The sequence below is a fragment of the Imperialibacter sp. genome (genome assembly GCF_040222815.1).
Lineage (GTDB): Bacteria > Bacteroidota > Bacteroidia > Cytophagales > Cyclobacteriaceae > Imperialibacter.
In genome coordinates, this window is record NZ_JAVKCH010000048.1 from 418,294 (window position 1) to 445,161 (window position 26,868).

Consider the following 26,868-nt stretch of genomic DNA (forward strand, 5'->3'; position numbering starts at 1 on the left):
TATCCTACCTTCTTAGGTGCTTGACCTTTATGTTGGCAGCTGAATCCTCAATTAACGTCGCCAGCCTTTTCAGTCGTGTGACTTCCTGCTTGGCACTATTCACCCACCAAATGGCTGGTTTTTTATAAGAAGGAGCCATGTTGTTGAAATTCTGCCAGGCTATTTGGTTTGCTTTAAAAATGGCTTCATACTCCTTTCCTAGTGCAATATTATTCTGCTCAAAGGAATAACCCTCTGACCATTTTTCTTCTCTTTTGCTAAATATTTCATGACCTGCTGGCAGCATTAATCCCAGTTTTGTAAGCTCCGCAACCTTTTTGATATTCACTGCACTCCAGATGCTCTTCGGTTTTCTTGGTGTGAACCGAATCGAGTAGCTCTCTTCGTCTATCGACCTCCTTATGCCATCTATCCAGCCAAAGCAAAGCGCCTGATCAACCGACTCGGGCCAGGTAATGCTCGGCTTGCCTGATGCTTTCTTGTAAAAACCCACCAGAAGTTCAGTTTCCTGTTGGTGGTTTTTTTCGAGCCATTTTCGAAAATCCGATGGGGTTGGGAAAAAGGTGGGTGACATTTACATACTTTATTTGGTGATGCAATTTAGCGATACCGATCAATCAAATAAAGTCATTGGAGAATGCACCCGGCATCCCGTAAGATTGTTGTTGTTACACAGCCCTCATTCTGTTGTTTCTCGGGTTGTGCTCAACTTCAGCCAATCCAAGAGCTTCCATCAAAGGCGGCAGGTACATGCCAAATCGCCCCCTCAATCCTTTTTTTAACCCATACCACCCGCCCACAGGGTTTTCAGAAGACCTGCCCCAGGCTTCAACTGTGCCATCTTTGGCAGGCTTTTGCTCATCAGCCGAGCCTAAGTCCATCCAGTCGCCGTACTTTTTGAGCATTTCATGTAGGTCTTTGATGCACCTGAAATCATAGTGCAATACCGTTTTCCCGACTGTGCACACAAGAATTTCCTTGCCGTCCTTCACGTCTTTGTGCATTTCGTAGTCCGACGTCAAAGGTGGCGTCTTCAACTTCCAGGGGCTTTCTTTGGTTCCTTTGTCAGTAGTCATAATAGGTTATTTTAGGGTTGAGATAATTTCTGCTTCTTTTTTAAGATCTGCCGCATATTGTTCGAACGATTCCTTAAAGTCGGGAATGCTTTTCGCTGCCAGAGGAAACATCAGCCCGCTCATGGTTTCCTCCATGGTGAAGTTGGTACTTCCGTCGCTCACGGATGAGAGAAGGTAGCTGCGTTTGCCTTTGAAGAATGGAGCCATTCCATCGGACCATATCATTTTTCTCTCAGGTTCAAACGCTGTGACCTTTAGCTTAAAAGTGCGTTTTGAGTCAAGCGTCGACTTCAATTTCACCTTTCCACCTTTTTTGATTTCGCCGTGCATCGAGACAATGGTGGAATTCCATCGGGGGAAGTCGGCGGCATTGGTGAGCAGCGCCCAAACCACTTCGTTGGGAGCCTGGATATTGATGCTTACACAAGTTGTTCGTTTAAAAGTATTGGAAACTGCTATTGCTTTTCCATTTTGTGCATGCGATTGAAGTGCTGATGTAGCCATCATAAATAGAATTGTTTTGGTAAGATGCGTCATTCGTTTTTGTTGTCCTTTGGACGAATGAGCAACTCAAAACGATAGGCTACAGGTCAGGTTTCTTTCAAATAATTATCCATAACTTTTTTATTATGCTGTAAATGAAGGAGTTGTAACTCAGTGGCGCCGGAGTTAAATGGATCAAGATTTTGCAAAATTTTTGTTCTCATGTCGAAAAGCTCTTCTTTGTCTTTGCTTTGAGCCATACGGGCCATGTCAATCTTCATCACCTCTTCCTGTGCTTTTTGCTTCGGGTTGAAAATACCATTCAACTCTGTGCACTGGTGGCAAGCCCCTTCTTTGTTGATGAGTGCGCACTTTTTATCAAAAATGGAAATCATTTTACTGCGGGCCGCATGCAGGTAGTATTTGGCCATGGCCTCCGACACTGAGAGAATCTCTGCGACTTCCTGTGCTTTAAACTGATATACTTCCTTCAGCAGCAGGGCAAGTTGTTGCTCTATAGGGAGTGACTTGCCTATGCATGTAAAGCAGAAGGCAATGTGCTCTTTGATTTCGAAGTTGCCTTGCTGCGAGGTCATTCTCACCTGCATCATGTTTTGCAGAAAGTCTCTGTTTCCGAGAGCAGCCTCCCTGCAAATGTCTGTGACTGTCTCAGGCCATCGTTTTTTGGATCTCAGCAGGTCTTTGGCGAGGTTGCTGGCAATAGCGAAAAGCCATGTTTTAAGGCTGGAGCTTCCTTCGAAAGTGGACAGCTTCTGATGCGCTTTGACATAGGTCTCCTGTACCAAATCTTCCGTGTCTTCCACACTTGCGGTCATTCTTAAAAGAAATGATTTCAGCTTTGGTCTTTCTTTTTCGAACTCAGTGGTTAACTGCGGCTCCGTATACATGATGTATGGCTTGAGGTTGTTTTATAAAACTACAAACAACTCAGATTCCTCAATAACTTATTGTACAGAAACTAAAGGAGGATTCTCGTTCGGCGGGGAGTTTGGGATGCTGCCTGCGAGGATTGGAGCGATGATGGTAGTGGATCATCCTCCTTTTTGGGGAGGATGATGGGCTACCGCTAGAGGTTTATCGATTATTTCACCAACTTAACGTTGATGGCATTCGCTCCTTTTGGAGTCATTTCTGTTTCGAAAGTGACTTTATTGTCTTCTTTGATAGGCTCCATTAAGCCTTTGGCATGGACAAAAACACTTTGTTGAGATTCCAGGTCTTTGATAAATCCGTATCCTTTAGATTCATTGAAGAACGTGACGATACCTGTTCTGGTAGGGTCTATAGGCTCGTTGGAATGTTTGGGAACTCCAATTTCTATATCGCCGGCTTTAGTGACTTTCTTTTTCTTTGGGTCGGGTGGGGTGGAAGTAAAATTGCCATCTTCGTCGATATACATCAGCATATCTTCCAGGCTTTGGCCTTTAGATGAGTTGGCTTTTCTTTCTTCTTTCTTTTCTTCTTTTTCCTTCCTCTTCTTTAACTTTTTCTTTTCTTTCTCTTTCTTGTTAAACGTTTCTTGCGATTTACCCATTATAAGTATTTTGGTTTTAGTTGAAATTACCTGAAACAACCCGAGCGGCGATTTTCGGCGTTTTGCAACTCGAATGTAGATCGCAGCGAAAGAAGAAGAGCCCGGGAAAGCAATCCAGCAACCACAGATGTGTGGCTTTTGCAAAGGTAGTGATAAAAGAAATGAACCCCGCCTAATTGGCAGGGTTTATCTATCGACTGAGGCAGGGGCTAGTTGCCTAATCCGATTTGAGTGTCCTGGCGGGGTTGATGGCAGTCAGCCGGAATACCTGTGTTAATACGACGAAGATGGAAATGATAAGGCAGCAAGCGGCAGAAATGGCCACCACTTTAACACTCAGATCGATGTGTAAAGGATAGTCAGAAAGCCAGTTGTCGGTAAACCAATATACTGCTGGCCCTGCGATGAGAACTGCCACAGCAAACAATTTGGCAAAGTCTGAAGATAGCAGATAGGTGAGCTGGAAAATCGAGGCGCCAAGAACTTTTCGAATACTTATTTCCTTGGTTCTGCTTTCAGCCAGGAAGATAATGAGACCAAATACTCCGCAGAGGGCAATGATGATAGCAACGGCCGTGAATGCACTTACTACCCGGAAAAATTGCTGCTCAGATGCGTAGGTCCTGGCGAAAGCATCGTCAACAAAGGCCATCTCGAAAGGATCGGTAGAAAATTCTTTCCAGGTAGTTTCTAGCTGTTCCATAAGCGCAGGTAAATTTCCCGTTGTTATCCTCATCAGCACATTGTCGGGGCTTACCCTGTAACCCGGCCCGTAGACCATGTAGGCAACAGGTGCAACGGTGCTGTGAAGTGATGCATAGTGATGATCTTCAACTACGCCGATTATTTTCCTGTTTTTGCCGCCAATCTCCGCCACTTCATTGAGCGCTGATATTTTACCCATGAAATCCCTGGCTTTTTCATTGATGACCACTGACCTGCCTGAATCGGCCTCGAAGGGCAGCGTAAAAGTAGCGCCTTCTGTCAGTTGAAGGCCAACGACATCGAAATAGTCTTTGTCGACCCCCACAATGTCGATGCCCCTTTCTGTGTCAGGCTCGGCTCCCTGCCAGTAAAATCCCCAGGTGTTTTGCATTCTTGCAGGCAGGGGCTCTCCTGAGGTTGTCGCCTTGTAAACACCCGGGATATTTTTGAAAGATTCCTTGAGTACATCTATTCTTTGCTGCAACCCACGATCATTCACTGCCACGTTGATCAATTGCTTCTGGTCAAACCCAAGGTCGAACGTTTTCATGTACTGAAACTGGAGGTAAACAACAACACTGCCCGTTATAAGGAAAATGGTGATGCAGTATTGAATAGTGATCAAGACCTTTCTTGGCAGGCTGCTTGTTTTGCCTGAGCTATGCCCGCTGAGAGCAGCCACTGGCGAATATCTTGTGAGCACAAAAGCAGGGTAGAAGCCGGAAAGAGCGCCAATGGTTATTATCCCTACTACCGACCAGATGACTTCTCGGAACCCAAATACATAGACCGATAGCTGTAGACTCATCCAGCTATTAAGAAAGGGAAGTGCGAGAATAACCAGGCCGATGGCAAATGTCGATGCCACCAATGTGTAAAAAACCGATTCAACGAGGATCTGGGTAATCAAGTCCGCACGACCGGCGCCGATGGTTTTTCTTAACCCAATCTCTTTGGCTCTGGAGAGTGCTCGTGCCGTGGAAAGGTTTACGTAGTTAAGCACAGCGATGAGTAAGATGAAAAAACCTATGGTGGAGAAAATGATGATATTGCCAATGTCTCCGGCGAGCGCATTGCCGCCCATGTTTTTGCTATGAAGATAAACGTCTTGCATCGGCTGAAAATCCACCCCGAGTCTCTCCACCATGTCTTTGCCGAGGTATTTCTCAATAATAGCCGACGTCTGTTCCCTGATGCCGGAATGTGCTAAATCAGGAATGAGGGCATAAGTCTTCACCCAGCTAAACCCCCAATGAGAAGCCAGGGAGGCGTACATTTTCTCAGCAACGGCCATCGAACCGAGTCCCGAAAACTGGATGTGTGAGTGCTGCGGGGGATCAGCCACCACGCCCGTCACCTTCATGTTCAACTCTTCATTGCTGTCATAGATCTTCACCTTTACGACTTTATTTAGCGGGTTCTCCGCACCAAAAAGCTTTTGACTCAGACTTTGAGTAAGCACAAGTCCGCTGGGATCTGATAGAGCTGTTTTTGGGTCGCCATGAATCAATTTGAATGAGAAGAGGTCAAAGAAAGTTGAGTCTGTCCAATAGAAGTCTTCGACAAGAATTGGGTTGGTATCGCCAATTTTCACGGGATCGTCTCCCATACTACAGACTTTGATCCCCGGAAACTCAGTGCTAAGCACTCTGCCAAATTGAGAGGAGAGTGCGGCCGTGGAAGGGTCTATGGGGTCGGTTCTCAACACCCTGTAGAGGATGTCTTTCTTTTCATGAAACTGATCGTAACTGGTTTCATTCTTAACATATAAACCAATGTAGAAGACGGAAGCGATGCCGAAGAAGAGGCTGAGCAGGTTAACGGCTGTGAATACCCTGTGCCGCATCGAGCTACGGAAGGCAACTTTGAAATGATTGAGGAGCATAATGTTGATGTTTAGTCCTTTGAGTTTTTTTATCCGATAGAGCCTGACTGACCCCAGTACACCAAAAATGAAAAGCTGAGATGCTTTTTGTTTTCCATATTGGGCCAGGTTTCTATCGTAGAGCTCGCATAAGTCCCCTTCCAGCTCGTCGATGAAACGGGCCGAACAATACCAGCGCAGTAGCTTCACTACCCACTTTGGCGGGGTATTATTCATAATTGAGTTTCAAGTTGGGCAACAGACTCCAGAGCTTCTCTCTTTGCTCTTTCACTTCGGCTAAACTTCGCTGACCAGCCGTGGTTACTTTGTAGAGCCTTTTTTTTCTCCCGCCCCGCTCTTGTGTGGCCCCGCCAAAGTACGACTCGACAAAGCCTTTTTCTTCCAACCTGTAAAGAGCGGTGTGTACGGTGCTTACTGTCACCTTGCGATCAATATTCTTTTCAATTTCATCCATCACGGTGATGCCGTAAGCATCGCCATTTAAAATGGCCACCGTCAATAGAACGAGTTCCTCAAACTCACCCAGGTATGTTCCTTTCATATTTCAATCGTAAATGTCAATCAAATAAAATGATTAGATTCTTAAATGTCAATGAAATGGAGAAACTTTATTACAAGGGTGGGTGGAGGTTGCTTTTTGGGCGTTTTGAAGCGAAAGACTATCTCTCAGGTTCGATTGATGAGCACGAGCTGTTGTTTATCATGTTTTTGAACCAAATTAATGAATGACTTAAAGTCTTCATATTCACTTGGCGGATAACTACCTTTTTTCATCATGAAGGTTCTTATGAACGTCATCTCCCCATCGTTGTTTAACATTTTTCGTTCGTAGAAACCATATTTTGAATCGATTGCTACATCCTCCAATTGGCTTTCGCTAAAGTATATTTCTGGGAAAGTGACTTTTAGCGAGTCAGATTGGGTGTAAGGATATTTTATGTCGATGGGGTATTTTCTTTTAGTGTTGGGAAGCCTCAGACTGCTGAGGTTAGTGAATATGAATGGCGAAAAGAATAGTCGCTGACCATTGATTTTTGCAGGACCATTCATATCAAGAACGGCGGTAAGCTCGGCCGTGGGAACGACCTCGTCGCTAGGTTCTGACAAGGTCAAATCTGTAAGCGTAAAGGTTCCGAGGTTATGGTAGTCGTAAAACCATTTTTGCTGCTCGCTTTTGGGGAGTATGACAGCCTCATCGAAGTAGTTATTTTCAATCTCCAAACCCTGATAAGTCCGTTTAAACTGTGCCCTGGTAACTCCAGTTTTGTCGACGGTAAGGTTAGCGATAGTTCTTTGGATGTTTTCGGCGGCGGTGTACCGTTTTGTGTGAATGAGCTTCCCGCCGTTTTCAGTAATCATTAGTGCATCCCGGTCGCTGGTGAACTTACCCATATACCCAAAGGGCGAAGTTTGAGAAGTACACTCAAGCCAGAGCGTATCAGTTTCAGAAGGCACCGTCAAAATTGCATGGTTAAAATATGCGTTTGGAAAATCCGTTATAATCTCCTGCGAATATTTCCCTCCTCGTATGATGGTGTAGTACGAAGCAATGCCAACACTTTCAAGCAGAGACTTCGTATAAAAAGATAGTGCTTTGCAGTCACCGTATCTGGAAGAATGAACGAAGCCGGATTCGAATGGCTGCCACCCACCAATGCCGAGCTGAATGCTAACATACCTCGTGTTTTTCTGAAGGTAATTGTAGATAGCTCTGGTTTTCTCCAAAGTGCTCTCGTGTTCAGCTGCAATTGATTTTACGGGTAGCAAATCTTGTTCGGTCAAAGTATTTCTACCCTTGTTCAATTGTTGAATCCACATTCCAAACTCTTTCCATGATTTCATGACGCCGGTGATGCCATCCATTTGGAATGTGTTAGGAGCAAGGTAAACAGAGGCGGAATATAGATCGGTATTAAGGGATAGGGCCTCGTACTCAAATGCTGGCCTGTTGTCAATTCGCCATTTGGCTATGTGGTGCCCTCCGGTAGATTCGAAAGTTGGGTCGCTGATATTAAAACTCTTGAATCTAAAAGGCTCTTCTAGAAAGCTCTCTACAGTAAGCGACGCCATTACTACGCTTTCTTTTTCATCTGCTTGGGGGCGCCAGTTCGGATAGAACATAGAGCCCTTGTAGAGTATAGTGTATTCAACCTCGATGAAATAAGGAAACCTGGTGTTTACGGCTTTGAAAATTTTTGCCCTTGCGTCAGAAGCCATGCTACTACCTCCTGCATTCCAGTCCTGAAAGTCTTTTAATGAGTATGATTCGAGTCTTTTTCCAGCGTTGTCATAGATGGTTACTTTGGCATTGCTCACTTGCGTAAACTTGTCGTAATACAACACTACATGATTTTTGTCATCTGCATGCTTATTCAAAATTGCAGCGGTGTACCTGGTTTTTAATTCGGAGTTATCAATCCGGTTGATGACAAAAGTCGTTTCTTCATTTAAAACAATTTCGTTTGCATTATGCTTTAGCGAATCAGGGACATATGCGAGTGACGGCTGTCCAATTGCTGTCCTCCAAAACGAAAAGACGACTGTTGAAAGTAAAAGAGCCTTCATAATTTCTTTAGAACAATAGCTTCGTTGTTTTTGTCAGCCATTAGTTGAAAAAACTGTTTGAGATGAGGGTACTCTTCTGCGCTAAAATCCTTTTGTTTCAGTTGCAGATTACTAACAATTGTAATATTGTTCCCTAGCCTGCTGGCAGAGTAGATAAACTGGCCACCATTGTTGCCTAGTTTTACGATTGAAGGTTGAGGAAGTTCGGGCTCATAACCTTCAGGGACTTCTACTGTTACAACAACTCTTTTGACAATGCTGTATTCCAGGTCTATAGGGGAGAACCTTGTCTCCCGCTTAAAAGGGTTTTCTGTAAATGCACCATGCAGAATTGGGTTGAGGTAGATGATATTTTCCCCATTGAAGTCCTGGCTTAGCTCCATTTTCATATTCACCAAATTGGAAGTGTTATCCTCATCATATTCAAAGTTCTCAAAACTCCATTCAGGAAAAGAGGCTGAAAGCTTGTCAGCATATGAGGTGTTGCCTTCCTTTTTGAACTCTGCATGCGAAAAAATGGCGGAATAGTCTTCATTCCTGACATCCAATAAGGATTTCATTTGATCATTTTCAAAACTGATTTTTGTAGTGACGATGGTGCTGTGTTGAGCGTTTGACTTCAAATCAACCCAACGGCTTCCATTCTGCGTTACCAATAAACCGTTACCATTGAGGCATCTCACTGGCAGTTTACCAAAGCTGTAGCCTGAAGTTGCGTCGGCAAAGTACATAGTATTGTCTATGATAACACCAGCAATAACATAGTTGAAATCGCTGTAACTGGGGTATATGGGGTGAACAGTTCCATGTCCTCGTGTGCTTAAAATAATGGGTTCTGCATTCAGCCCAGCTTCCTTCAGAACAGCTATGAGTGCCAGGTTAATATCTCCCACATTACCTTTTGCTTCGTTGTAAGCCTGCCTGCCCACTTTGTCACTTACAAATGAATAACTGTCATTCCATGAAAAGTGATTGGAAAGCCAGGCATACAACGTACTAGCTTTCTCTAAGTCGGATTTGCCAGACAGCTTTGATATTTCATCTTTGGCAAAGTTCCCTTTTTTTAAGGCCTGACCAAAGTCCTGCCTATCCCTTAATTCGGTTGCGAATTTTTCGTAAGTACCTGCTACATATTCCATAGGTTGATGCGGCATTTGAATAGACATTAGTTGAAATTCCAACCGACTGGGGATATCAGCCTTGTTGTTCATGAACGGCTCATCTTCGATCGGCAAAATATTTTTGGAAATCATAGTGGTAGTGGTACTTCTCGAAGGTAAAGTAGCTGTTCCTCTTTCGATTTTGCCTCCAGTGCCTTGAATTGAAGTCCATTGATAACTGAAGCTTTCATCGGTGTCTCTTTCTTCAATCTCGGTAGGGTGGTAGTAGCCAACCATGTTTTTTTGATACATGAAGAATTCTGGAATAGTAAAACGGAACTCGGAGTGAGCAACCGGAAGGTTCTTTTGAAAGTGCCATGTCTTTAGGTTTGATATATAGTCCGAAACGATGGAGTATTCGTATTCAACTATTGATCCTTCACGCACATCGGGCAATGCAAACGAAACCTTTACCCAGTAGTCGTTTATTCTGGTTTCAAATTTTTCTGAATTGGTTAGCTTACTCTTCGTGATCTCCTTTCCCTCAAGGTTATATGTGACGGCTTTTAAGGAAGTAATCTCTTCTTTATTCGAACCCACCGATGGTTCATATAATTCAAGGGAAATATTGGCAACGTCTTTATCGGTATTCTTAAAAATCTTTTTTCGGACCAACACCTTGATGTGGTATTGCCAGCCTTTTTGACTGCTGTATAGAAAATCTAATTCCCCGAATTCGCCTAAAATCATAGAGTTGGCTTCCGGAAAGAAATCGCATTTGTCTAACAAAAGCTCATCTTCAGTAACTTTACCGAACTTAAATGGAGCTTTTTGTGCAAATAAATGGCCGCTGGCCAATAAAATAAATAAACAAAGTAGAATTTTCGTTTTCATAGGTCAGGTGTTCAATTGGAGTGACTTGGTAATTGCTTACTCAAACAGAGTAGATGAAAGATATCAAAATATTGTGACTTAAAACAAAACTATTATCAACACTTTTCATGCAAAATATACAGCCAAGTCTATCAGATTGGAAACCATGAGCGTAATCGTTTGATATTATAACGTGGACAGCTTATTTTGAAGTGTTATTGAATGTTTTTAGAGCTGTATTTGAACTCTTTAGTATGAAAACAATATTGACCGTCTTTCTCTGTTATGGCTTTGCGGCGCAGGTACATGCCCAATCCCTCAAAGCCCTTGTTGGCGGCACACTCATCGACGGCTTTGGAGGCACCCCCATTCAAAACAGCGTGATTATTATAGAAGGCGAGAAGATCAAAGCGGTTGGAACGGTGGGCAGCCTCAGTATACCAGCTGGTGCCGAGGTCATCTCGACTGAAGGCATGAGTGTGCTGCCAGGCCTATGGGACATGCATGTGCATTTAATGATCAATGGACACTCGGATTATGCTTATTGGGACAAGACATACCCCCCATTATTTAAGGATGTCATTATGCCAGCCTCCGCTCACCAACTGCTAATGGCGGGTGTTACGAGTGCCAGAGACCTGGGAGGTCCGCTGGAAGAAAGCCTTGCAGTGCGGGATGCTATTAACAACGGAAAAATTCCTGGCCCCACCATGTATATGTCAGGCCCATTTTTGCAGCATGCGCCCTATCCCGGAACGGAGCAGTTTCGATGGGGGGTGAGCGGTGAGAAGGATGCCAGAGAGAAGGTGCAGAAGCTGGCCAAGGCAGGTGTGGACTGCATTAAGCTAATAGACCAGGATCAGATGACTTTTGCGGAAGTAAAGGCGATTGTAGATGAGGCCCACAAACATAAGTTGACTTTAGTAGCCCATTCGCACCGGCCGGAAGAGATAAGGATCGGCCTCAAAGCTGGTGTTGATTGCTTTGAGCACACCGGGCTCTCTTCAGCGCCTGAATATCCGGCCGATATTATGGTAGCACTTAAAGAACGAACCGCCAATATGAGCACCGGGCCGTTATTTTGGACGCCGACCATCGAAGGCCTTTGGAATTATGAGTACTTGCGTGACCACCCTGAAAAGCTTGATAACGACTCCTGGCACCTTGGTCTTCCCGATACGGTTATTGCTGACATCAAGGGATCGATTGAATACCCCGGTCGGCTTCCGTACTTTCAGTTGACGCCGATAAGAAAGCCAACTCTGGAGAAAAAGTTCAGACAATTGCAGGAAGCTGGGGTGGTGATGCTGGTGGGCACAGATAGCGGTATTCCCATGAAATTTCATAGCCAAAGCACCTGGAACGAGCTCGATATCTGGGTGAGGGAGTTGGGGGTTGATCCGCTGCTGGCAATCAAAGGAGCCACCTACTGGCCGTCGGTCATTATGGGGGTTGACAAGCAGGTGGGCACAGTGAGCGAAGGAAAGTACGCCGATATCATTGCCGTTAAAGGCGATGTGCTAAAGTATATCAACCTGCTTCAGGACGTTGACTTGGTAGTAAAGAAGGGGCAAAGGGTGAAGTAGCACGAATGATATAATCACTTTTGTTCATTGTCGACATTTCTCGGCCACTCACTTCCTTTTTAATTTTTCGTGCACTGTAGATTCACTATATTTCGATTCACAGATTGATTCGAGTGAATCTTAAGTTTTTTCTTGAACTACAAAACCAAAAAAAGCATGAATACCATTAAAGGCCCTGCCATTTTTCTGGCGCAGTTCATGGGCGATACAGCGCCTTTCAACAACCTGGAAAGCATTTGCAAATGGGCAGCCAAGCTCGGCTACAAGGGCGTTCAGATTCCCACCTGGGATCCTCGCTGCATTGACCTTAAAAAATGTGCGGAGAGCAAAACTTATGCTGACGAGTTAAAAGGGAAGGTAAAAGCCTGTGGAGTTGAAATTACCGAGCTTTCAACACATTTACAGGGCCAGCTTGTGGCTGTGCACCCTGCTTATGATATTATGTTTGACGGGTTTGCTCCGGCTGAATACCATGGAAACCCAAAGGCAAGACAGGAGTGGGCAGTGCAGCAAGTGAAGTGGGCAGCCAAAGCTTCACAAAACCTGAGAATCAACGTTCACGCTACATTTTCGGGAGCCCTTGCCTGGCCTTATTTATACCCATGGCCTCAGCGTCCGGCTGGCCTGGTAGAGGCGGCTTTCAAGGAACTGGCCGACAGATGGAAACCTATTTTGAACTACTTTGACGAGTGTGGCGTAGACGTTTGTTACGAAATTCACCCAGGAGAAGATCTTCACGACGGGGTAACGTATGAGATGTTTCTGGAAGCCACTGGCAATCACTCCAGAGCTAATTTGCTCTACGACCCAAGCCATTTTGTGCTGCAGCACCTGGACTATATCCAATACATCGATTTTTATCACGAGCGCATCAAGATGTTCCATGTGAAGGACGCTGAGTTTAACCCAACAGGAAAGCAGGGTGTATACAGCGGGTTCCAGTCATGGATCAACCGAGCCGGCAGGTTCCGTTCACTGGGCGACGGGCAGGTAGACTTCAGCTCTATTTTCACTAAACTTTCGCAGTACGGCTTCGACGGTTGGGCGGTGATGGAATGGGAGTGCTGTATCAAAAGCCCTGAGCAGGGAGCAGAAGAGGGGGCGCCTTTCATTCAGAGCCATATCATCAGAGTAACTGAAAAGGCGTTTGATGATTTTGCCTCATCTGGCATGGACGACGAGACCAATAAAAAGATACTTGGTATCAAGTAGTCTATGACGTTACTACCAGTAACCTCCATCGGTTTTTAAAGATCATTTGCAAGGGATGCTAAGACATTCCTTGCATTTTTTTGTTTATAAAGTAGCGTACAGATCTATTGGGGGCTGTGACATTAATCTGACTAAGCTGATGAATAAATAACCATGGGAGATTTTACAGAAGTCCATTCAGGTGGAAGAAGGAAATTTATTCAAACATCAGGCTTGGCCCTGGCGGGGTTGGCGTTGCTTCCCAGCTGCTCGCCATCTGGCCCGGGTAGAAGATACGGGCTACAGTTGTATACGCTAAGAGAACAGTTGTCGGCAGATTTGGAGGGCACGCTCAAGGCGGTGGCAAAAATAGGCTACAAAGACCTTGAGATTTTCGGTTATGCTGATGGTAAAGTCTTTGGAGTAAATCCTTCGGAGTTGAGGAAGATGGTGGAAGACCTTGGGATGAAACTGGTGAGTGGCCATTACCTGACAGGTAAATTTAATGCTCCCTGGCAAGGCACGTTATCGAACGGGTGGGAAAAGGCAGTGGAAGATGCCAATGTTATGGGGCTTAAGTACATGGTCAACGCATTTCTGTTTCCCGAAGAGAGACAGTCAATTGATGACTATAAGAAGTTGACGGACTTGCTGAACGTTTCAGCCAAAGTGGCAAAAAATGCAGGCATCCAATTTGGCTACCATAATCATGATTTTGAATTTCTGGAACTGGAAGGCCAGCTTCCTATGTATGTCATTATGGATGGAACGGACGACGACCTGGTTGTTGCGGAGTTGGATTTATACTGGGCAACGAGAGTGGGCTACAGTCCTATTCATTTCTTTAAAAAATACCCAAAAAGAACGGCCTTGTGGCACGTAAAGGATATGACTGGCTCCGATGATAAAGAATTTACCGAAGTGGGTAACGGCGTGATAGACTTTAAAGCAATTTTCGAGAAGTCTATGTTGTCAGGAATGAAATACTTTTTTGTAGAGCAGGATGTGTGTCAGCGGCCTCCTGTCGAAAGTATAGGAATAAGCTACAAAAATTTAATGAAGTGGGGGATTTGAAAATTTTAAGCAAGACGATGAAGGGTTGGCTTGGGATAGCAATATTGGTAATGAGTGTCAGCACGGCTGTTTCCGCAAGGCAGCTGACTCAAACTGTTAGAGGAACGGTTGTAGACAACACAACAAAAGAGCCACTGGTAGGTGCTTCGGTAGCGCTTCTTCCTTTGGCGAGTGGTGTGGGCACGTCAACAAATGAGTGGGGCGAGTTTGAGATAAATGACGTGCCAGTCGGTCGGCAGTCCATACAAATTACCTACACAGGGTATAAGTCGGACATTGTGAGAGAACTACTGGTGGTGTCGGGAAAGCAGAATGTGGTGCATGTGGCATTGGAACAGTCGCCCCTGGAATTGGAAGAGGTGAAGGTATCTGCAGCATCGGATATCCAGGAGTTTGAGCGAATGGGCAAGGTTGACATCACGGCCGAGCAGTTTCAACGCATTGCTGCCAACTACCTCGATCCGGCCAGGGTGGTAATGAGCAGTCCCTCTGTGGCCAACACCAACGACCAAAACAATGCGGTTTCTGTGCGTGGTAACTCACCCATTGCCAACACCTGGAGGTTGGAGGGCGTAGAGATTGTAAACCCCAATCACCTGGCCAATGCCGGAACAATAAGTGATCGCCCGACCCAAAATGGTGGTGGTGTGAACGTGCTGAGTACACAAATGCTCGACAAATCTTCTTTCTTGATGGGGTATATGCCGGCAGGATACGGCAATGCCATTGGCGGTATTTTTGACATGAACCTGCGCAGAGGGAACAACCAACAGCGGGAGTATACTGCTCAGGCAAGTCTTATAGGTCTCGATTTCGCCGCAGAGGGGCCGTTTAAAAAGGGTGGCTCAGCGTCCTACCTGGTCAATTATCGTTATTCATTCACTGGCGTTCTTGCTTTAATGGGAGTCGACTTTGGAGGAGAAACGATCAAATTTCAAGACCTTTCGTTCAATGTATCACTGCCTGAAACCCCGCTTGGAAAGGTGACTTTTTTTGGCGTGAATGGGTGGAACAGCAATGAGTTTAAGGGGCCCGACGACCCGACGGAGTGGAGGGAAGAAAAGGACCTTTCCGATATCGATTATATGTCCTCTATCTATGCATATGGTATTACGCAGGAGGCCGCACTTGGAAGCAAAAGCAGTTGGAGGAATGTTTTCGTGTATTCTTCGACTGTTGCAGATAGAAATCAGGCAACAAACGCTGCCATCCTTAATTCAAATAACACAACAATATTCAATAATGATGTCGAATCAGTATCTAAGCTGTCTTTCTCGTCAAGTGTATCGAACCGGTGGGGAGATGAGTTTACAACCACTGCTGGTATAAAAGGAACTTCTTACTTTTGGAGCGTTAAGCATAAAGATTGGGTTGATTCCACTGACCCTGATTGGAGTGATATACAGCCTCAGAATTTTAGTTTTGATGTTGATGGATTGCTACTGCAGCCCTTTGTGAATGGTAACTTTGCACTGGGACAACGTGTTGGACTTGATGTTGGCCTTAATTCATCGTGGTTTGGATACACTAACGAATTTTTGTTGGAACCAAGAACAAACCTCAATTTAAAGCTGGGCGCCGCTTCTCTACTTTCTTTGCGAAGCGGCCTTTATAGTCAGGTGTTGTCGCCTTACGCCTATCACACCACAGGTGAGTTTTGGAATCCGAATACACCGGCACCGTCCGAAGTTGACCTGACAAATACAGGGTTGAGATTTGTGAAATCATGGTCGAGTGAAATAGGTTGGCAGCAGACAATTGGCAAGGCGTTAAAACTGTCGTTGGGAGGTTTCTATCAATACCTGTACGATATACCAAATGCTTACTACGAAAGCAATGGTTCACCTTACTACTTCAACTACATGAACTATGACGGTGACGACTATCTGGGTGTCTTGTATTCAGGCGGAAAAGGCCGAACCTACGGAGTGACTGCGGAAGCTAAGCAGGCAATTGTAAACGGGTTCTACATCTGGGCTGGTGGCACCCTGTACAGATCGGAATATCAGGATCAAAACCGAGATTACCTCCCTTCTAAGTTCGATGGCAGGTATAACTTCAATGCAACTTTGGGGAAAGAATTTCATAAGAAAAAGTCTGAACAGGTCGAAAAGCTCTTTGGTGTCAATTCAAGAATTTTCTATCAGGGTGGCTTTCGTCAGCAGCCGCTTTACACCTTTTGGAGCGAGTATGATGTGAAGCTAAAGGACTATCTAAGATTAGATCTTAGGATTCAGTGGACAAAATTCAAAGAGAAGTACACAAGAATGTTTGCAATAGACATCCAAAATGTACTCAATGCGCAGAACTCTTCTTACTACTATTTTGATGCTGTTGCTGGGAAAGAAGTACTCAAGACCCAGCTTGGAATGATACCAGTATTAGTTTACCGAATAGATTTTTGATCATGACAAAGAAAGTAATTCACGGAATTCTTGCTGCGCTGTTTGTGCTATTCACCTATGTGCAGTTCAACGACCCTGACCCTGAGAGGTGGGTAACATTGTACGGCATGGTAGCCGGATTGAGCCTGTTGCATGGTTTTTGGAAGCCATTGCCGTATGTGACCGTAGCACTGATGGGACTATGCCTGATATGGGCGCTTACGCTTATCCCTGGCATGCTTGAATGGTTTGCTGCCGATGATAAATCGGAAATGCTGGGGCACATGATGGACGATAAGCCCTATATAGAGCAAACCAGGGAGCTGGGTGGTTTGTTAATTGCCTCAGCCGCCTTGTTCTACCTTTGGTGGAGCTCAAGGCCTAAAAAGGAAGAACAAGCCTGATTGCACCAACTCACCAGCCTGATTTCACAATGTAGGGAGCTATGCGGTGCTTGTTCTTTTCAAAGAGGTAGTGCATAACGCCGTCTTTCAGTCCCACATCCGGGACTATGATGTATCGGGCGTGGGCTGCCTTCATCGCTCCCAGGTAGATTTCAGAGGCGGGAATGATCACATCGGCCCGGTCATGATTCAGCTGAAGCTTAAAAATGCGCTCTTCCAATGTAAGCTGCGATAGTCTTTCAATGACTTCCTGAGCCTTCTCATAACTCAGCTTCTTGCCTTTCTTAATGCCCGACAGCTCAAATATTTTGGAAATGTTTCCGCCAGTGCCAAGCGCCGTGATCTTTTGTGAATGGGTCTGGATTTTCTCCTCAATCCAGGCTTTCATTTCCTTCCACACTTCTGGTGAGTCTTTTTTGTCGAGCCGCCTGACACCTCCCAGACGGAACGACCTTGATGCTACTTTTTCTCTCTGCAAATAAACGTTCAGTTCTGTACTTCCTCCGCCCACATCGATGTGTAAAAAAGGAGCATCGGTAATGTGAATGTTGACTGCCCGATTGACCAGTTCTGCCTCTGTGTCTCCTTCAATAATGGTTATTTCCAGCCCTGTTTCTTCTTTTACTTTTTTCTTCAGTTCTTCACCATTACTTGCTTCTCTCATGGCCGATGTAGCGCAGGCCATATAATCGTCCACCTCATACAGGTCAATAAAAAGCTTGAAGGCTTTCATCAACTTAATAAACTTGAGGCTGGTTTTCTCACTTATTTGCCCTTGAGAAAAGACGTCGTGACCAAGACGCAATGGAAAGCGGATGTACTCAAGTTTTTTAAAGACCACATCATTGTCATATTCGATGACGTTAGTGACCTGCATTCTAATGGCATTGGAGCCAATATCTACGGCAGCTAGTTTCACGCTGCAAAATTAGAAGAATTACTATTAGGAAGCATTGCCGGGTTAAATTATACCTTCTCTGATGGCAAATTTAACCAAGCCAACTGTGGTAGTGTTCAGCTTGCGGCGGATGTTGTTTTTATGCTTTTCGACTGTCAGGTGGGAGATAAAAAGCTGAGTGGCAATTTCTTCCGCACTGTACTCCATAGCGATAAGGCGCACGATTTCAATTTCTCGTTTGCTTAGTAAAATGCCCTCTCTGTGACCAGATGGCACCTTTACAGTTTGTGCAGGAAAGTACTTTTTCCCGTTGGCAATCAGTGTCACAGCCTGCATGAAATCTTTTACGTCGGCAGTTTTCAAAATATAGCCATCAGATCCGGCCTCTATCATTCCCGCAATGTCTGCCGGGTCGTCCGACATGCTTAATGCAAGCACTTTAATTGAAGGGAAGTCCTTTTTGATGGATTCAGTCGCCTTTATACCGTCGATGGCAGGCATTTTTACATCCATTAGCACCAGGTCAGGTTGCAGTTCCTCAACCGCCTTCAGCACCTCTAGCCCATTTTTGCAAGTGGCAAGTACCTCGTAGCCGCCCTTTTCGGTCAGAAGAGAACTAATACTTTCTCTGAAAATTTCGTGGTCGTCGGCTATTACTATCCTCATCCTTTGTCTCATTCACTCCGATCACTAACCGTTCACCCGAGTGGGTTGTTTCGTGAGAAATGATTTCAAGTGATGAAGATTGCTGTATTTCTTCAACAACCAAAGAATAAATGGAAGATTCATTCGCTCTCTTACCAGAGATTGTGATCGAGAGTTGAAAGGGAGTTGTGGCCAGAACGAAGAGACTTGTTTGTTCGGCCATGCTGTGACTACTATTTCTTACCAACGAGTGAACACTTGTTAGCAGTAAAAGACTGTCTTTAAGTGATAAATTACATTGCCCTTTTATGATGGTTAGTTCTATGTTTCTATTGTTCTTGAGATTAAACTGAGCCACGTACAGCGATAGGTGGTCGATGAATTTGCCGGTGATAAGCTCGCAAAGATTTGTTTCGATAGGGGGTGCGGTTGTAGCTGGGGTCAGAATAGAGGAGAACTCAGTATTGGTTTCACGTTCTGTCAATCGATAAACGTCCTCGACGAAGTTTTTTTTGACTAGCACTACTTCGTGCCGCTCAGAGTTTGACGGGAGGCTTTTTTTAAAAAATTTGAGCTTTCTTCTTAGCCGTAAGCCGCTTATTAGCAGGTAAGTGTAGCCGCCAATCAGCAAACCGGACACAGCAATAATCACGAAATTCATACGTGTAATTTCTTGTCAATTACACGCTTTTGGCAAAGGAAATAAATACCCTAAAAAGGGTAATTTCAAAAATACTGATTGACAGCAACCGGCACTTCGATAAAATAAGTGCACCCACGCCCTTTTGAAGACTCTACAGTAAGTGTGGCATGCAGGGCCTCTGCCCGATCCCTGATGTTGTCGGTACCCATACCATTCGCTACCTGGTTGGGGTCAAACCCGATGCCGTCATCTTCCGTAGTGATGTGCATGATGTCAGTCTCCTGATGAATTTGAATACTTAATTCACCAGCCTTTGCATGCTTCAGACAGTTGCTAATAATTTCTTGCAGCATCCTGAACAGATGCGTTTCTGCTTCTGGGTTCAACATGTATTCATCCCGGTCACAATAGAAGCTTAGCTTTAAGTTTGTGCTTTCTTCTACCTGGCGGCTCATGTCCCTGAGCGCTTCTACTAAACCGTATTTCTGAAGAGCTCCGGCCATCAAATTGTGAGAGATCTTCCGAACCTCATCAGCCGACTTTTCTGCGAGCATCACAGCTCGATTATTGGCCGAGCTGCCTTTTGTTTCGCTTTGCAAGCTGATTTTAAGGGCCGCTAGCATGCCACCCAGGCCATCGTGAAGCTCTCTTGCCATTCGCTTCCGTTCTTCTTCCTGGCCCTTTAGTAGTGACTCTATTCGGGTGATTTCAGATTCCTTCAGCAGCTGTTTGATTTTTTGATCGAACACAAGTTTTTCCTTTTCGGCCAGAAAAAGATCTGCCTGGTGTTTCTTTCGCTGGAGATAAAAGAAGCCAACACCCCAGCCAACGATGAAAATAACGCTAATGATGTAGATGATTCTCTCAGTCTCCGTTTGAGCTATTTTTTGTGCCTGGAGCTCATTGTCTTTGGCCAGCAGGGCTATTTCGTTGTCCTTCTTCTCCGATTCATATTTCTTCTCCAGTTCTTCGATCCTTTTTTTCGTCTCCTCGCTTCTCAAAGTGTCTTTTAAGGCTATCAGCCTGGTTTGGATATCCAGAGCAGCTTTGTAGTCTTTTCGGGACTGATAGTGATCGAACAATGTTTTAGCGGCCTCTTCCTCCAATACAGGGCTCACGTCTTTAGCCATATTGTACCCTTTCAGTATGTATTCTTCAGCTTCTGCACGGCCAAGAAGTGACAGTATGGAGCCAGTATTGTAGTAGGCCGATGGGATGCCGTATTTGTCGTTAGCTTCCAATTTGCTTTGCAGAGCCAATTCATGATAATGAAGTGCGCTATCCAGGTTGCCTAAATCACGGTACACGTTGCCAAGATTATTCTCCGACATTCCGATTTCCATTCGGTTTCCTAGTGTTTTTCTGATATCGAGAGATTTTTTGAAATAAAAAGCTGCGGAGTCGAAGTCTTTCCGCCGGGCTTTGTTGGTGCCGATGTTGTTGTACGCCATTGCCGTGCTTTGCTTGATGCCCATGGCTTCAGCCTCTTTGATCGCCTTGTGATACGAGGCTTCCGATCTGTCAAATTGCTCGAGCCTCGAATAAATCACTCCCATGTTGATGTAGGAAGACATCAGGCCCCTCCGGTCGTTCAGTTCTTCTTTTATTTTCACCGATTTCAGGTGATACACCACCGCCTCCTCATACTCGCCTTTTTGAGCCAGCACATTTCCAATATTCATAAAAGCGATGGCCTGAAGCGTAGCGGTGTCGGTAACATCGAGAGCCGTTTTGTAAAAGAACAGGGCCGAATCCAGCTCTCCAAGGTTTCTTTTGGCGTTGCCTATGCCGTTTATAGCGGAGGCATATTTGCTCGTTTCTCCGGCTTGAGAAAAATAGCTGGATGCCTTTTTGTAAGCGGAGATGGCAGCAGGAAAGTCCCCACTTTGCCTGTTCAGGTTACCGAGGTTCAGGTAGGCACCTCCAAGGCCGCTTAGGTCTTTTGTTTTTTGGTAGGCGAGAATCGTTTGTTCTATAAAATAGCCCGCCGAGTCTAATTTTCCCTGACTGTTATAATATACTGAGAGGTTGTTGAGCCCCTGTGCAACGCCTTTGTTCAATGATTCTTTTCCGGCTAAGTTGATTTGGAGTTGTGCATAAATTTTTGCCTCATCTGGCGAAAATTTGATGGTTTCGATAAAAAGGGAATTGTACAAGTCTGACTTAACTTCGGCGGAAGAGGCCTGTGATAGAGCTGCCTTTAAGGAATCAAGTGGCGTAAGGGTCTGGTTTTTAGCAGATAGTGAACTGGGTAGCGAAAATGAAATCGAAATAATTAAAATAATCAGTTGGCAGCGCATATAGTCAAAATTTAAGCTCAGTTTAAATATGCAAATATTTTTAGTTATGCCAATTGTGGTATATTTGCACCTCTTATCAAGAAAGACTGAGGGATGGGCCCTTTGAAGTCTTGGCAACCTTCCACCTCCCTGGGGAATAGGTGCCAACTCCCACTTGGAAAATGTAATGTGTAAGCATTATTTATCCGAGACAGATAAGCGTAATCCTACCTGCGGATACCTTTCCTGATAAGAGAATTAATGTGGCTGGTAAAATGTTCTATGCTCTCGCTGGAATATTTTGAACCCGAAACAAAAATACTTTTATGAACATAGAAGAGATACTAAAAGAAAGAATTCTTGTGCTTGACGGTGCCATGGGCACAATGATCCAGAGGTACAACCTGGAAGAAAAAGATTTCAAAAATGAGGCGCTTAAAGAACATCACATTCCTTTAAAAGGGAACAGTGACCTTCTGAATATCACCAGGCCAGACGTGATCAAGGCTATTCACAAAAAATACTTCGAAGCAGGAGCGGACATAGCCGAAACTAACACCTTTACCGGTACATCCATCGCCCAGGCTGACTATGCTTTGGAGCACCTGGTATATGACATCAACTTCCAGGGGGCAAGGCTTGCCAGGGAGGCTGCTGACGAAGCAACCGCTCTTGATCCCTCAAAACCAAGGTTCGTCGCTGGCTCCATAGGGCCAACCAACAGGACCGCCTCACTGTCTCCGGATGTAAACAACCCCGGTTACCGGGCCATCGATTTCGATGGACTGAAGGATGCATACAAAGAGCAACTGCGTGCATTGATGGACGGCGGCGTTGATATTATTCTCGTAGAAACAATTTTCGATACGCTGAATGCCAAGGCGGCGCTTTTTGCCATCGAAGATGTGTTTGAGGAAAGAGGTGTGAGGCTTCCTATTATGGTGTCCGGCACCATTACTGACGCCAGTGGTCGCACGCTGTCGGGGCAAACAACCGAAGCATTTTTAATTTCGATGGAGCATATGCCACTGATGAGTGTGGGCCTTAATTGCGCACTTGGAGCGTCTCAGCTAAGACCTTATCTGCAGATTATGTCAGAGAAGTCAAATTTCAATGTAAGTGCACACCCTAACGCCGGTTTGCCGAATGAGTTTGGCGAGTACGACCAGACGCCTGAGCAAATGGCTGCACAAATAGAGGAGTTTTTGAAGGAGGGCATGATCAACGTAATCGGCGGTTGCTGTGGCACCACACCAGATCACATCAAACTGATTGCAGAAACGGCAGCGAAGTATAAGCCAAGGAAGGTGGGCTCGCCATTGGCTGTTAGTAATTAGCTATTGGCTTCAAATTGTAGGAAAGATGAGAAATTTCAGAACCCTTGACATTTGGGTAGACTCCATGAACTTAGCTGAGAAAGTGTATTTATTAGCAGAGAAATTGCCAGGCTCCGAAAGATTTAACCTTTATAGTCAGATAACTCGATGTGCAGTATCTATTCCGTCCAACATAGCCGAGGGGTGTAGTCGCAAGAGCCAACTGGATTTTGCTAGATTTCTTGAAATATCGCTTGGTTCTTCCTTCGAGCTTGAGACTCAACTGCTTTTAATCTTTAGACTGAAATTGCTTACAGGAGAATTCGATATTGACTCTTTGTTCAAAAGCCTTTCTACACTCCAAAGGAGAATCAACAGCCTAATTACAAAGATAAAAGGGGAGTAATATTAAAAATTTACAAAGAAGAAAAAGATAAAAACGTGTCAATATTTAATAGCCAACAGCCAACAGCTAATACCCCTCGCCCCCTCAAGCTCAGTGGACTAGAGCCCCTCATTATTAATAAGGATACAAACTTTGTAAATATTGGCGAGCGTACCAACGTAACTGGTAGTAAGAAATTCGCAAGATTGATCCTGGAGGGTAACTACGAAGAGGCCGTGAGCATAGCCTTGGAGCAAGTGCAAAATGGTGCGCAAATTGTCGACATCAACATGGATGAAGGCATGCTTGATGGGGAGAAGGCCATGGTGACCTTTATCAACCTGCTGGCCGCCGAGCCGGAGATTGCCAGAGTGCCCTTCATGATCGACTCGTCTAAGTGGCACATCATCGAAGCCGGGTTAAAATGCTTGCAAGGCAAGGGTATTGTTAACTCCATCAGCTTGAAAGCCGGTGAGGAAGAGTTTCTTGAGCAGGCAAAGAAGGTGAAACGGTATGGTGCCGCCGTGGTGATAATGGCTTTTGATGAGGATGGTCAGGCCGACTCCTACGAGCGCCGCATCGAAATTTGCGAGCGGTGTTACCGCCTTTTGGTCGATAAAATTAATTTTCCGCCTGAAGATATCATTTTCGACCCCAATGTGTTTCCTGTCGCTACCGGCATGGACGAGCACAACAACAATTCCCTCGATTTTTTCAGAGCAACCAAATGGATCAAAGAGAACCTTCCTCATGCGAGAGTGAGCGGTGGTATTAGTAACGTATCCTTCTCATTCAGGGGCAATGACCCCGTAAGGGAGGCCATGCACACGGTCTTTCTGTACTACGGTATCAAACACGGTCTGGACATGGGCATTGTGAATGCAGGCCAAATAGAGGTGTACGACGAGATACAGAAAGACCTTCTGGAAAGAGTGGAGGACGTAATCCTCAATCGGCGACCCGACGCCACGGAACGGTTGCTCGAATTTGCTGAGACTGTAAAGTCTAAAGGCAAGGTAAAGGTGGTCGACGATGCATGGCGCAAAGGAAGTGTAGAAGAAAGGCTGAGCCATGCGCTGGTCAAAGGCATTGTGGAATTTGTAATTGAGGACACGGAAGAGGCCAGAATAAAATACGAAAGTCCTTTGAAGGTGATTGAGGGCCCGTTGATGGCAGGCATGAACATAGTTGGTGACTTGTTCGGCGAAGGTAAGATGTTTCTGCCTCAGGTGGTGAAGAGTGCCCGGGTGATGAAAAAATCAGTCGCCCACCTCATTCCTTTTATGGAAGAAGAGAAAAGAAGAACCGGAAATACCTCCTCCAACGCAAAAATACTTCTTGCAACGGTGAAGGGCGACGTTCATGACATCGGTAAAAACATCGTTGGTGTGGTGCTGGCGTGTAACAACTTTGATATCGTCGACCTGGGTGTGATGGTGCCAGCAGAGAAAATCCTGGAAGCTGCCGTGCGTGAAAAGGCCGCTGTGATCGGTCTCAGCGGATTGATCACGCCCTCACTCGACGAAATGGTGCATGTAGCCAAAGAGATGGAAAGGCTGGGGATGAAAACTCCTTTGCTGATTGGAGGTGCCACCACCTCACGCATTCACACAGCGGTAAAAATAGCCCCGAATTATTCTGGTCCGGTGGTTCACGTGCTCGATGCATCTAAGAGTGTGCCCGTTGCCAGTGAATTGATCAGTCCTGATACCAGAGAGGCCTTTGCTGCCAGGATTCGCAATGAATACGATGAAGCCAGAATAGACCATGCTGGCAAGCAAAAAGAGAAAAACTACATTTCAATAGCCGAAGCAAGAACGAAAAAGGCACCCGTCAATTGGGACGATTTTGCGCCGAAGAAGCCAAATGTACTGGGCGTTAGTGTGTTCAATAATTATTCACTGGAAGAGATAAGGCCCTATATCGACTGGACACCATTTTTCTCTACCTGGATGTTGAAGGGAAAGTATCCGGCTATTTTTGACAATGAAGTAGTAGGTGAGGAGGCCAGAAAGCTTTACAACGATGCCAACGCCATGCTAGATGAGATCATAGCCAGCCGCTCTCTCAAAGCCCATGGTATTGTTGGCTTGTTTCCAGCCTCTGCAGTTGATCATGAAGATGTAAGGATATTAGATGAGTCAGGAAAGGAACTTACCACGTTCCATTTTCTTCGCCAGCAGGGCAAAAAGGCGGCAACGGTGCCTAACCTGAGCCTGGCTGATTTTGTTGCACCGGCAGAAACCGGCAAGCAAGACTATATGGGTGGGTTCGCTGTTACAGCGGGCGACGGGCTCGATATTATTGTCAAAAAGTACGAAGCCGATCAGGATGACTACAATAGCATCATGGCCAAAGCCCTTGCTGATCGGTTAGCTGAGGCTTTCGCAGAATTGCTTCATGAGAAAGTAAGGAAGGAGCTGTGGGGCTACTCGCCAGATGAAAAGCTAGACACCGACCGCCTGATCAAAGAGGACTATGCTGGCATTCGTCCGGCACCAGGCTACCCGGCCTGTCCTGACCATACTGAAAAGAGGCTTTTGTTTGACCTGCTGGATGTAGAAAAGAAAACAGGCATCATCCTTACAGAGTCTTTTGCTATGTACCCGGCTGCGGCTGTAAGCGGCTTTTACTTCTCGCATCCTGATTCGAAGTATTTTGGTTTGGGTAAAGTAGAAAAGGATCAGGTAGAGGAATATGCCCAGCGCAAAGGTTTTTCTTTGGAAGACATGGAAAAATGGTTAGCGCCAAACCTCAATTACAATTTTTAATCAAAAACACTTCAGTATAGTTCGAAGTGCTGCAATATTCGAAAAATGAAAGTAGTAGACCATATCAACAACGCTAAGAAAACCCTGTTCTCTTTCGAGATTTTGCCTCCGCTAAAAGGGCAGAGCATGCAGGCAATAATCGACACCATAGAGCCCTTGATGGAGTTTAAGCCCCCTTTTGTAGATGTAACTTATCACAGGGAGGAGTACATGTACAAAAAGCGTCAAGATGGACTTTTGGAGAAGGTGACGATCAGAAAAAGACCCGGCACTGTCGGCATTTGCGCTGCAATTATTAATAGGTTTAAAATTGACGCAGTTCCTCATATTATTTGTGGAGGTTTCAGTAAAGATGAAACTGAGGACGCACTTATTGACCTGGACTTTCTTGGGATCGATAATGTGTTAGTGCTAAGGGGCGACCCAATTAAGTCAGAGGGAGCTTTTGTAGCCGATCCCAATGGACACAAGTATGCGTCGGAACTGCTTGAGCAGGTCATCAATATGAACAATGGTCGCTATCTGCATGAGGAAACGGAAGGCAACCATACCAATTTTTGTATTGGGGTGGCAGGGTACCCTGAAAAACATTTCGAAGCACCAAACCTGTCGACGGACATTCGCCATCTGAAGCGAAAAGTAGAAATGGGAGCGCAGTATATTGTTACTCAAATGTTTTTTGACAACAACGAGTTTTTTGCTTTTGAGAAAAAGTGCAGAGAGGAGGGCATTACCGTGCCAATTATTCCTGGTCTCAAGCCGATTACCTCTGTCCGTCAAATGACTGCATTGCCGAGGTCGTTTTTCATCAACTTACCCAACGACCTGGTAAATGAGCTTGAAAAATGCAAAGACAATAAAGCCGCTAAAACTGTTGGTATTGAATGGTGTATTAATCAGTCCAAGGAACTGATGGCTGGGGGAGTGCCGGTGCTGCACTACTACACCATGAGCCGTGCGGAGTCGGTGAAGGACATCGCTTCTGCCTTGTTTTAGGATAGGAGGAGAGTGTTGATATGGTTAGATTGCTACTGAAGAGCCTTTTCTGCA

General features: G+C 45.2%; 22 protein-coding genes and 1 riboswitch. Of the genes, 9 read left to right on the forward strand and 13 right to left on the reverse strand.

The window, feature by feature from the left end:
- Nucleotides 1-4 precede the first annotated feature (4 nt).
- From RIF36_RS24780 to RIF36_RS24820, 9 genes are all read right to left on the reverse strand, one after another.
- Entirely contained in the window at nt 5-574 is a 570-nt protein-coding gene (locus RIF36_RS24780; protein WP_350125487.1) for a YdeI/OmpD-associated family protein, read from the reverse strand.
- Nucleotides 575-668: 94 nt separating this feature from the next.
- Nucleotides 669-1,076: a DUF6855 family protein gene (locus RIF36_RS24785; RefSeq protein WP_350125490.1), complete on the reverse strand. Its 408-nt coding sequence runs from the start codon at nt 1,074-1,076 to the stop codon at nt 669-671.
- Between the two features lie 6 nt (nt 1,077-1,082).
- Entirely contained in the window at nt 1,083-1,583 is a 501-nt protein-coding gene (locus RIF36_RS24790; protein ID WP_350125493.1) for an SRPBCC family protein, read from the reverse strand.
- 83 nt (nt 1,584-1,666) lie between these two features.
- On the reverse strand, nt 1,667-2,467 hold the full coding sequence (locus RIF36_RS24795) for an RNA polymerase sigma factor (protein ID WP_350072360.1): 801 nt from the start codon (nt 2,465-2,467) through the stop codon (nt 1,667-1,669).
- 194 nt (nt 2,468-2,661) lie between these two features.
- On the reverse strand, nt 2,662-3,114 hold the full coding sequence (locus RIF36_RS24800; RefSeq protein WP_152000448.1) for a cold-shock protein: 453 nt from the start codon (nt 3,112-3,114) through the stop codon (nt 2,662-2,664).
- A 217-nt stretch (nt 3,115-3,331) separates the two neighbouring features.
- Nucleotides 3,332-5,920 carry an ABC transporter permease gene (locus RIF36_RS24805; RefSeq protein ID WP_350125496.1) on the reverse strand — a complete coding sequence of 863 codons (2,589 nt, stop codon included), beginning with the start codon at nt 5,918-5,920 and terminating at the stop codon, nt 3,332-3,334.
- On the reverse strand, nt 5,913-6,245 hold the full coding sequence (locus tag RIF36_RS24810) for a PadR family transcriptional regulator (protein WP_152000450.1): 333 nt from the start codon (nt 6,243-6,245) through the stop codon (nt 5,913-5,915). Before RIF36_RS24810 ends, RIF36_RS24805 begins: the two co-directional genes overlap by 8 nt.
- Nucleotides 6,246-6,370: 125 nt before the next feature.
- Nucleotides 6,371-8,269: a DUF3858 domain-containing protein gene (locus RIF36_RS24815; protein WP_350125502.1), complete on the reverse strand. Its 1,899-nt coding sequence runs from the start codon at nt 8,267-8,269 to the stop codon at nt 6,371-6,373.
- Entirely contained in the window at nt 8,266-10,263 is a 1,998-nt protein-coding gene (locus RIF36_RS24820) for a DUF3858 domain-containing protein (protein ID WP_350125505.1), read from the reverse strand. The genes RIF36_RS24815 and RIF36_RS24820 overlap by 4 nt, the downstream gene beginning before the upstream one ends.
- Before the next feature lie 233 nt (nt 10,264-10,496).
- Here RIF36_RS24820 and RIF36_RS24825 point away from each other — a divergent pair, with 233 nt between their 5' ends.
- The 5 genes from RIF36_RS24825 (at nt 10,497) to RIF36_RS24845 (ending at nt 16,881) form a co-directional block, all read left to right on the forward strand.
- The gene (locus tag RIF36_RS24825) at nt 10,497-11,828 is read left to right on the forward strand and encodes an amidohydrolase family protein (protein WP_350125508.1); all 1,332 of its coding nucleotides are present in this window, start codon (nt 10,497-10,499) and stop codon (nt 11,826-11,828) included.
- Between the two features lie 156 nt (nt 11,829-11,984).
- The gene (locus tag RIF36_RS24830) at nt 11,985-13,040 is read left to right on the forward strand and encodes a sugar phosphate isomerase/epimerase family protein (protein ID WP_350125511.1); all 1,056 of its coding nucleotides are present in this window, start codon (nt 11,985-11,987) and stop codon (nt 13,038-13,040) included.
- Between the two features lie 153 nt (nt 13,041-13,193).
- Nucleotides 13,194-14,093 carry a sugar phosphate isomerase/epimerase family protein gene (locus RIF36_RS24835; RefSeq protein WP_350125514.1) on the forward strand — a complete coding sequence of 300 codons (900 nt, stop codon included), beginning with the start codon at nt 13,194-13,196 and terminating at the stop codon, nt 14,091-14,093.
- Between the two features lie 17 nt (nt 14,094-14,110).
- Complete coding sequence (locus RIF36_RS24840; protein WP_350125517.1) at nt 14,111-16,498, forward strand: TonB-dependent receptor; 2,388 nt, start codon at nt 14,111-14,113, stop codon at nt 16,496-16,498.
- 2 nt (nt 16,499-16,500) lie between these two features.
- A complete protein-coding gene (locus RIF36_RS24845; protein WP_350125520.1) occupies nt 16,501-16,881 on the forward strand; it encodes a transmembrane 220 family protein in 381 nt (126 codons plus the stop codon).
- A 10-nt stretch (nt 16,882-16,891) separates the two neighbouring features.
- Here the strand turns inward: RIF36_RS24845 and RIF36_RS24850 are convergent, their stop codons facing one another.
- The 4 genes from RIF36_RS24850 to RIF36_RS24865 form a co-directional block, all read right to left on the reverse strand.
- The gene (locus RIF36_RS24850; protein ID WP_350125523.1) at nt 16,892-17,800 is read right to left on the reverse strand and encodes a Ppx/GppA phosphatase family protein; all 909 of its coding nucleotides are present in this window, start codon (nt 17,798-17,800) and stop codon (nt 16,892-16,894) included.
- A 42-nt stretch (nt 17,801-17,842) separates the two neighbouring features.
- Nucleotides 17,843-18,445: a response regulator gene (locus RIF36_RS24855; protein WP_350125528.1), complete on the reverse strand. Its 603-nt coding sequence runs from the start codon at nt 18,443-18,445 to the stop codon at nt 17,843-17,845.
- On the reverse strand, nt 18,396-19,085 hold the full coding sequence (locus RIF36_RS24860) for a hypothetical protein (RefSeq protein WP_350125531.1): 690 nt from the start codon (nt 19,083-19,085) through the stop codon (nt 18,396-18,398). The genes RIF36_RS24855 and RIF36_RS24860 overlap by 50 nt, the downstream gene beginning before the upstream one ends.
- Nucleotides 19,086-19,150: 65 nt before the next feature.
- On the reverse strand, nt 19,151-21,367 hold the full coding sequence (locus tag RIF36_RS24865) for a tetratricopeptide repeat-containing sensor histidine kinase (protein ID WP_350125534.1): 2,217 nt from the start codon (nt 21,365-21,367) through the stop codon (nt 19,151-19,153).
- Between the two features lie 70 nt (nt 21,368-21,437).
- Nucleotides 21,438-21,568, forward strand: a riboswitch (SAM riboswitch).
- Between the two features lie 104 nt (nt 21,569-21,672).
- Between RIF36_RS24865 and RIF36_RS24870 the strand changes: the two genes are divergently transcribed.
- Genes RIF36_RS24870 through metF form a run of 4 tightly spaced genes read left to right on the forward strand, consistent with a single transcriptional unit; the run spans nt 21,673 to nt 26,814 of the window.
- Nucleotides 21,673-22,683 carry a homocysteine S-methyltransferase family protein gene (locus tag RIF36_RS24870; RefSeq protein WP_350125536.1) on the forward strand — a complete coding sequence of 337 codons (1,011 nt, stop codon included), beginning with the start codon at nt 21,673-21,675 and terminating at the stop codon, nt 22,681-22,683.
- A gap of 25 nt (nt 22,684-22,708) precedes the next feature.
- A complete protein-coding gene (locus RIF36_RS24875; RefSeq protein ID WP_350072374.1) occupies nt 22,709-23,068 on the forward strand; it encodes a four helix bundle protein in 360 nt (119 codons plus the stop codon).
- Nucleotides 23,068-25,818, forward strand: a complete 2,751-nt coding sequence (gene metH, locus RIF36_RS24880) for a methionine synthase (RefSeq protein ID WP_502880863.1) — start codon at nt 23,068-23,070, stop codon at nt 25,816-25,818. Before RIF36_RS24875 ends, metH begins: the two co-directional genes overlap by 1 nt.
- A 45-nt stretch (nt 25,819-25,863) precedes the next feature.
- Nucleotides 25,864-26,814, forward strand: a complete 951-nt coding sequence (metF, locus tag RIF36_RS24885) for a methylenetetrahydrofolate reductase [NAD(P)H] (protein ID WP_350072376.1) — start codon at nt 25,864-25,866, stop codon at nt 26,812-26,814.
- The last annotated feature ends 54 nt before the right edge of the window (nt 26,815-26,868 follow it).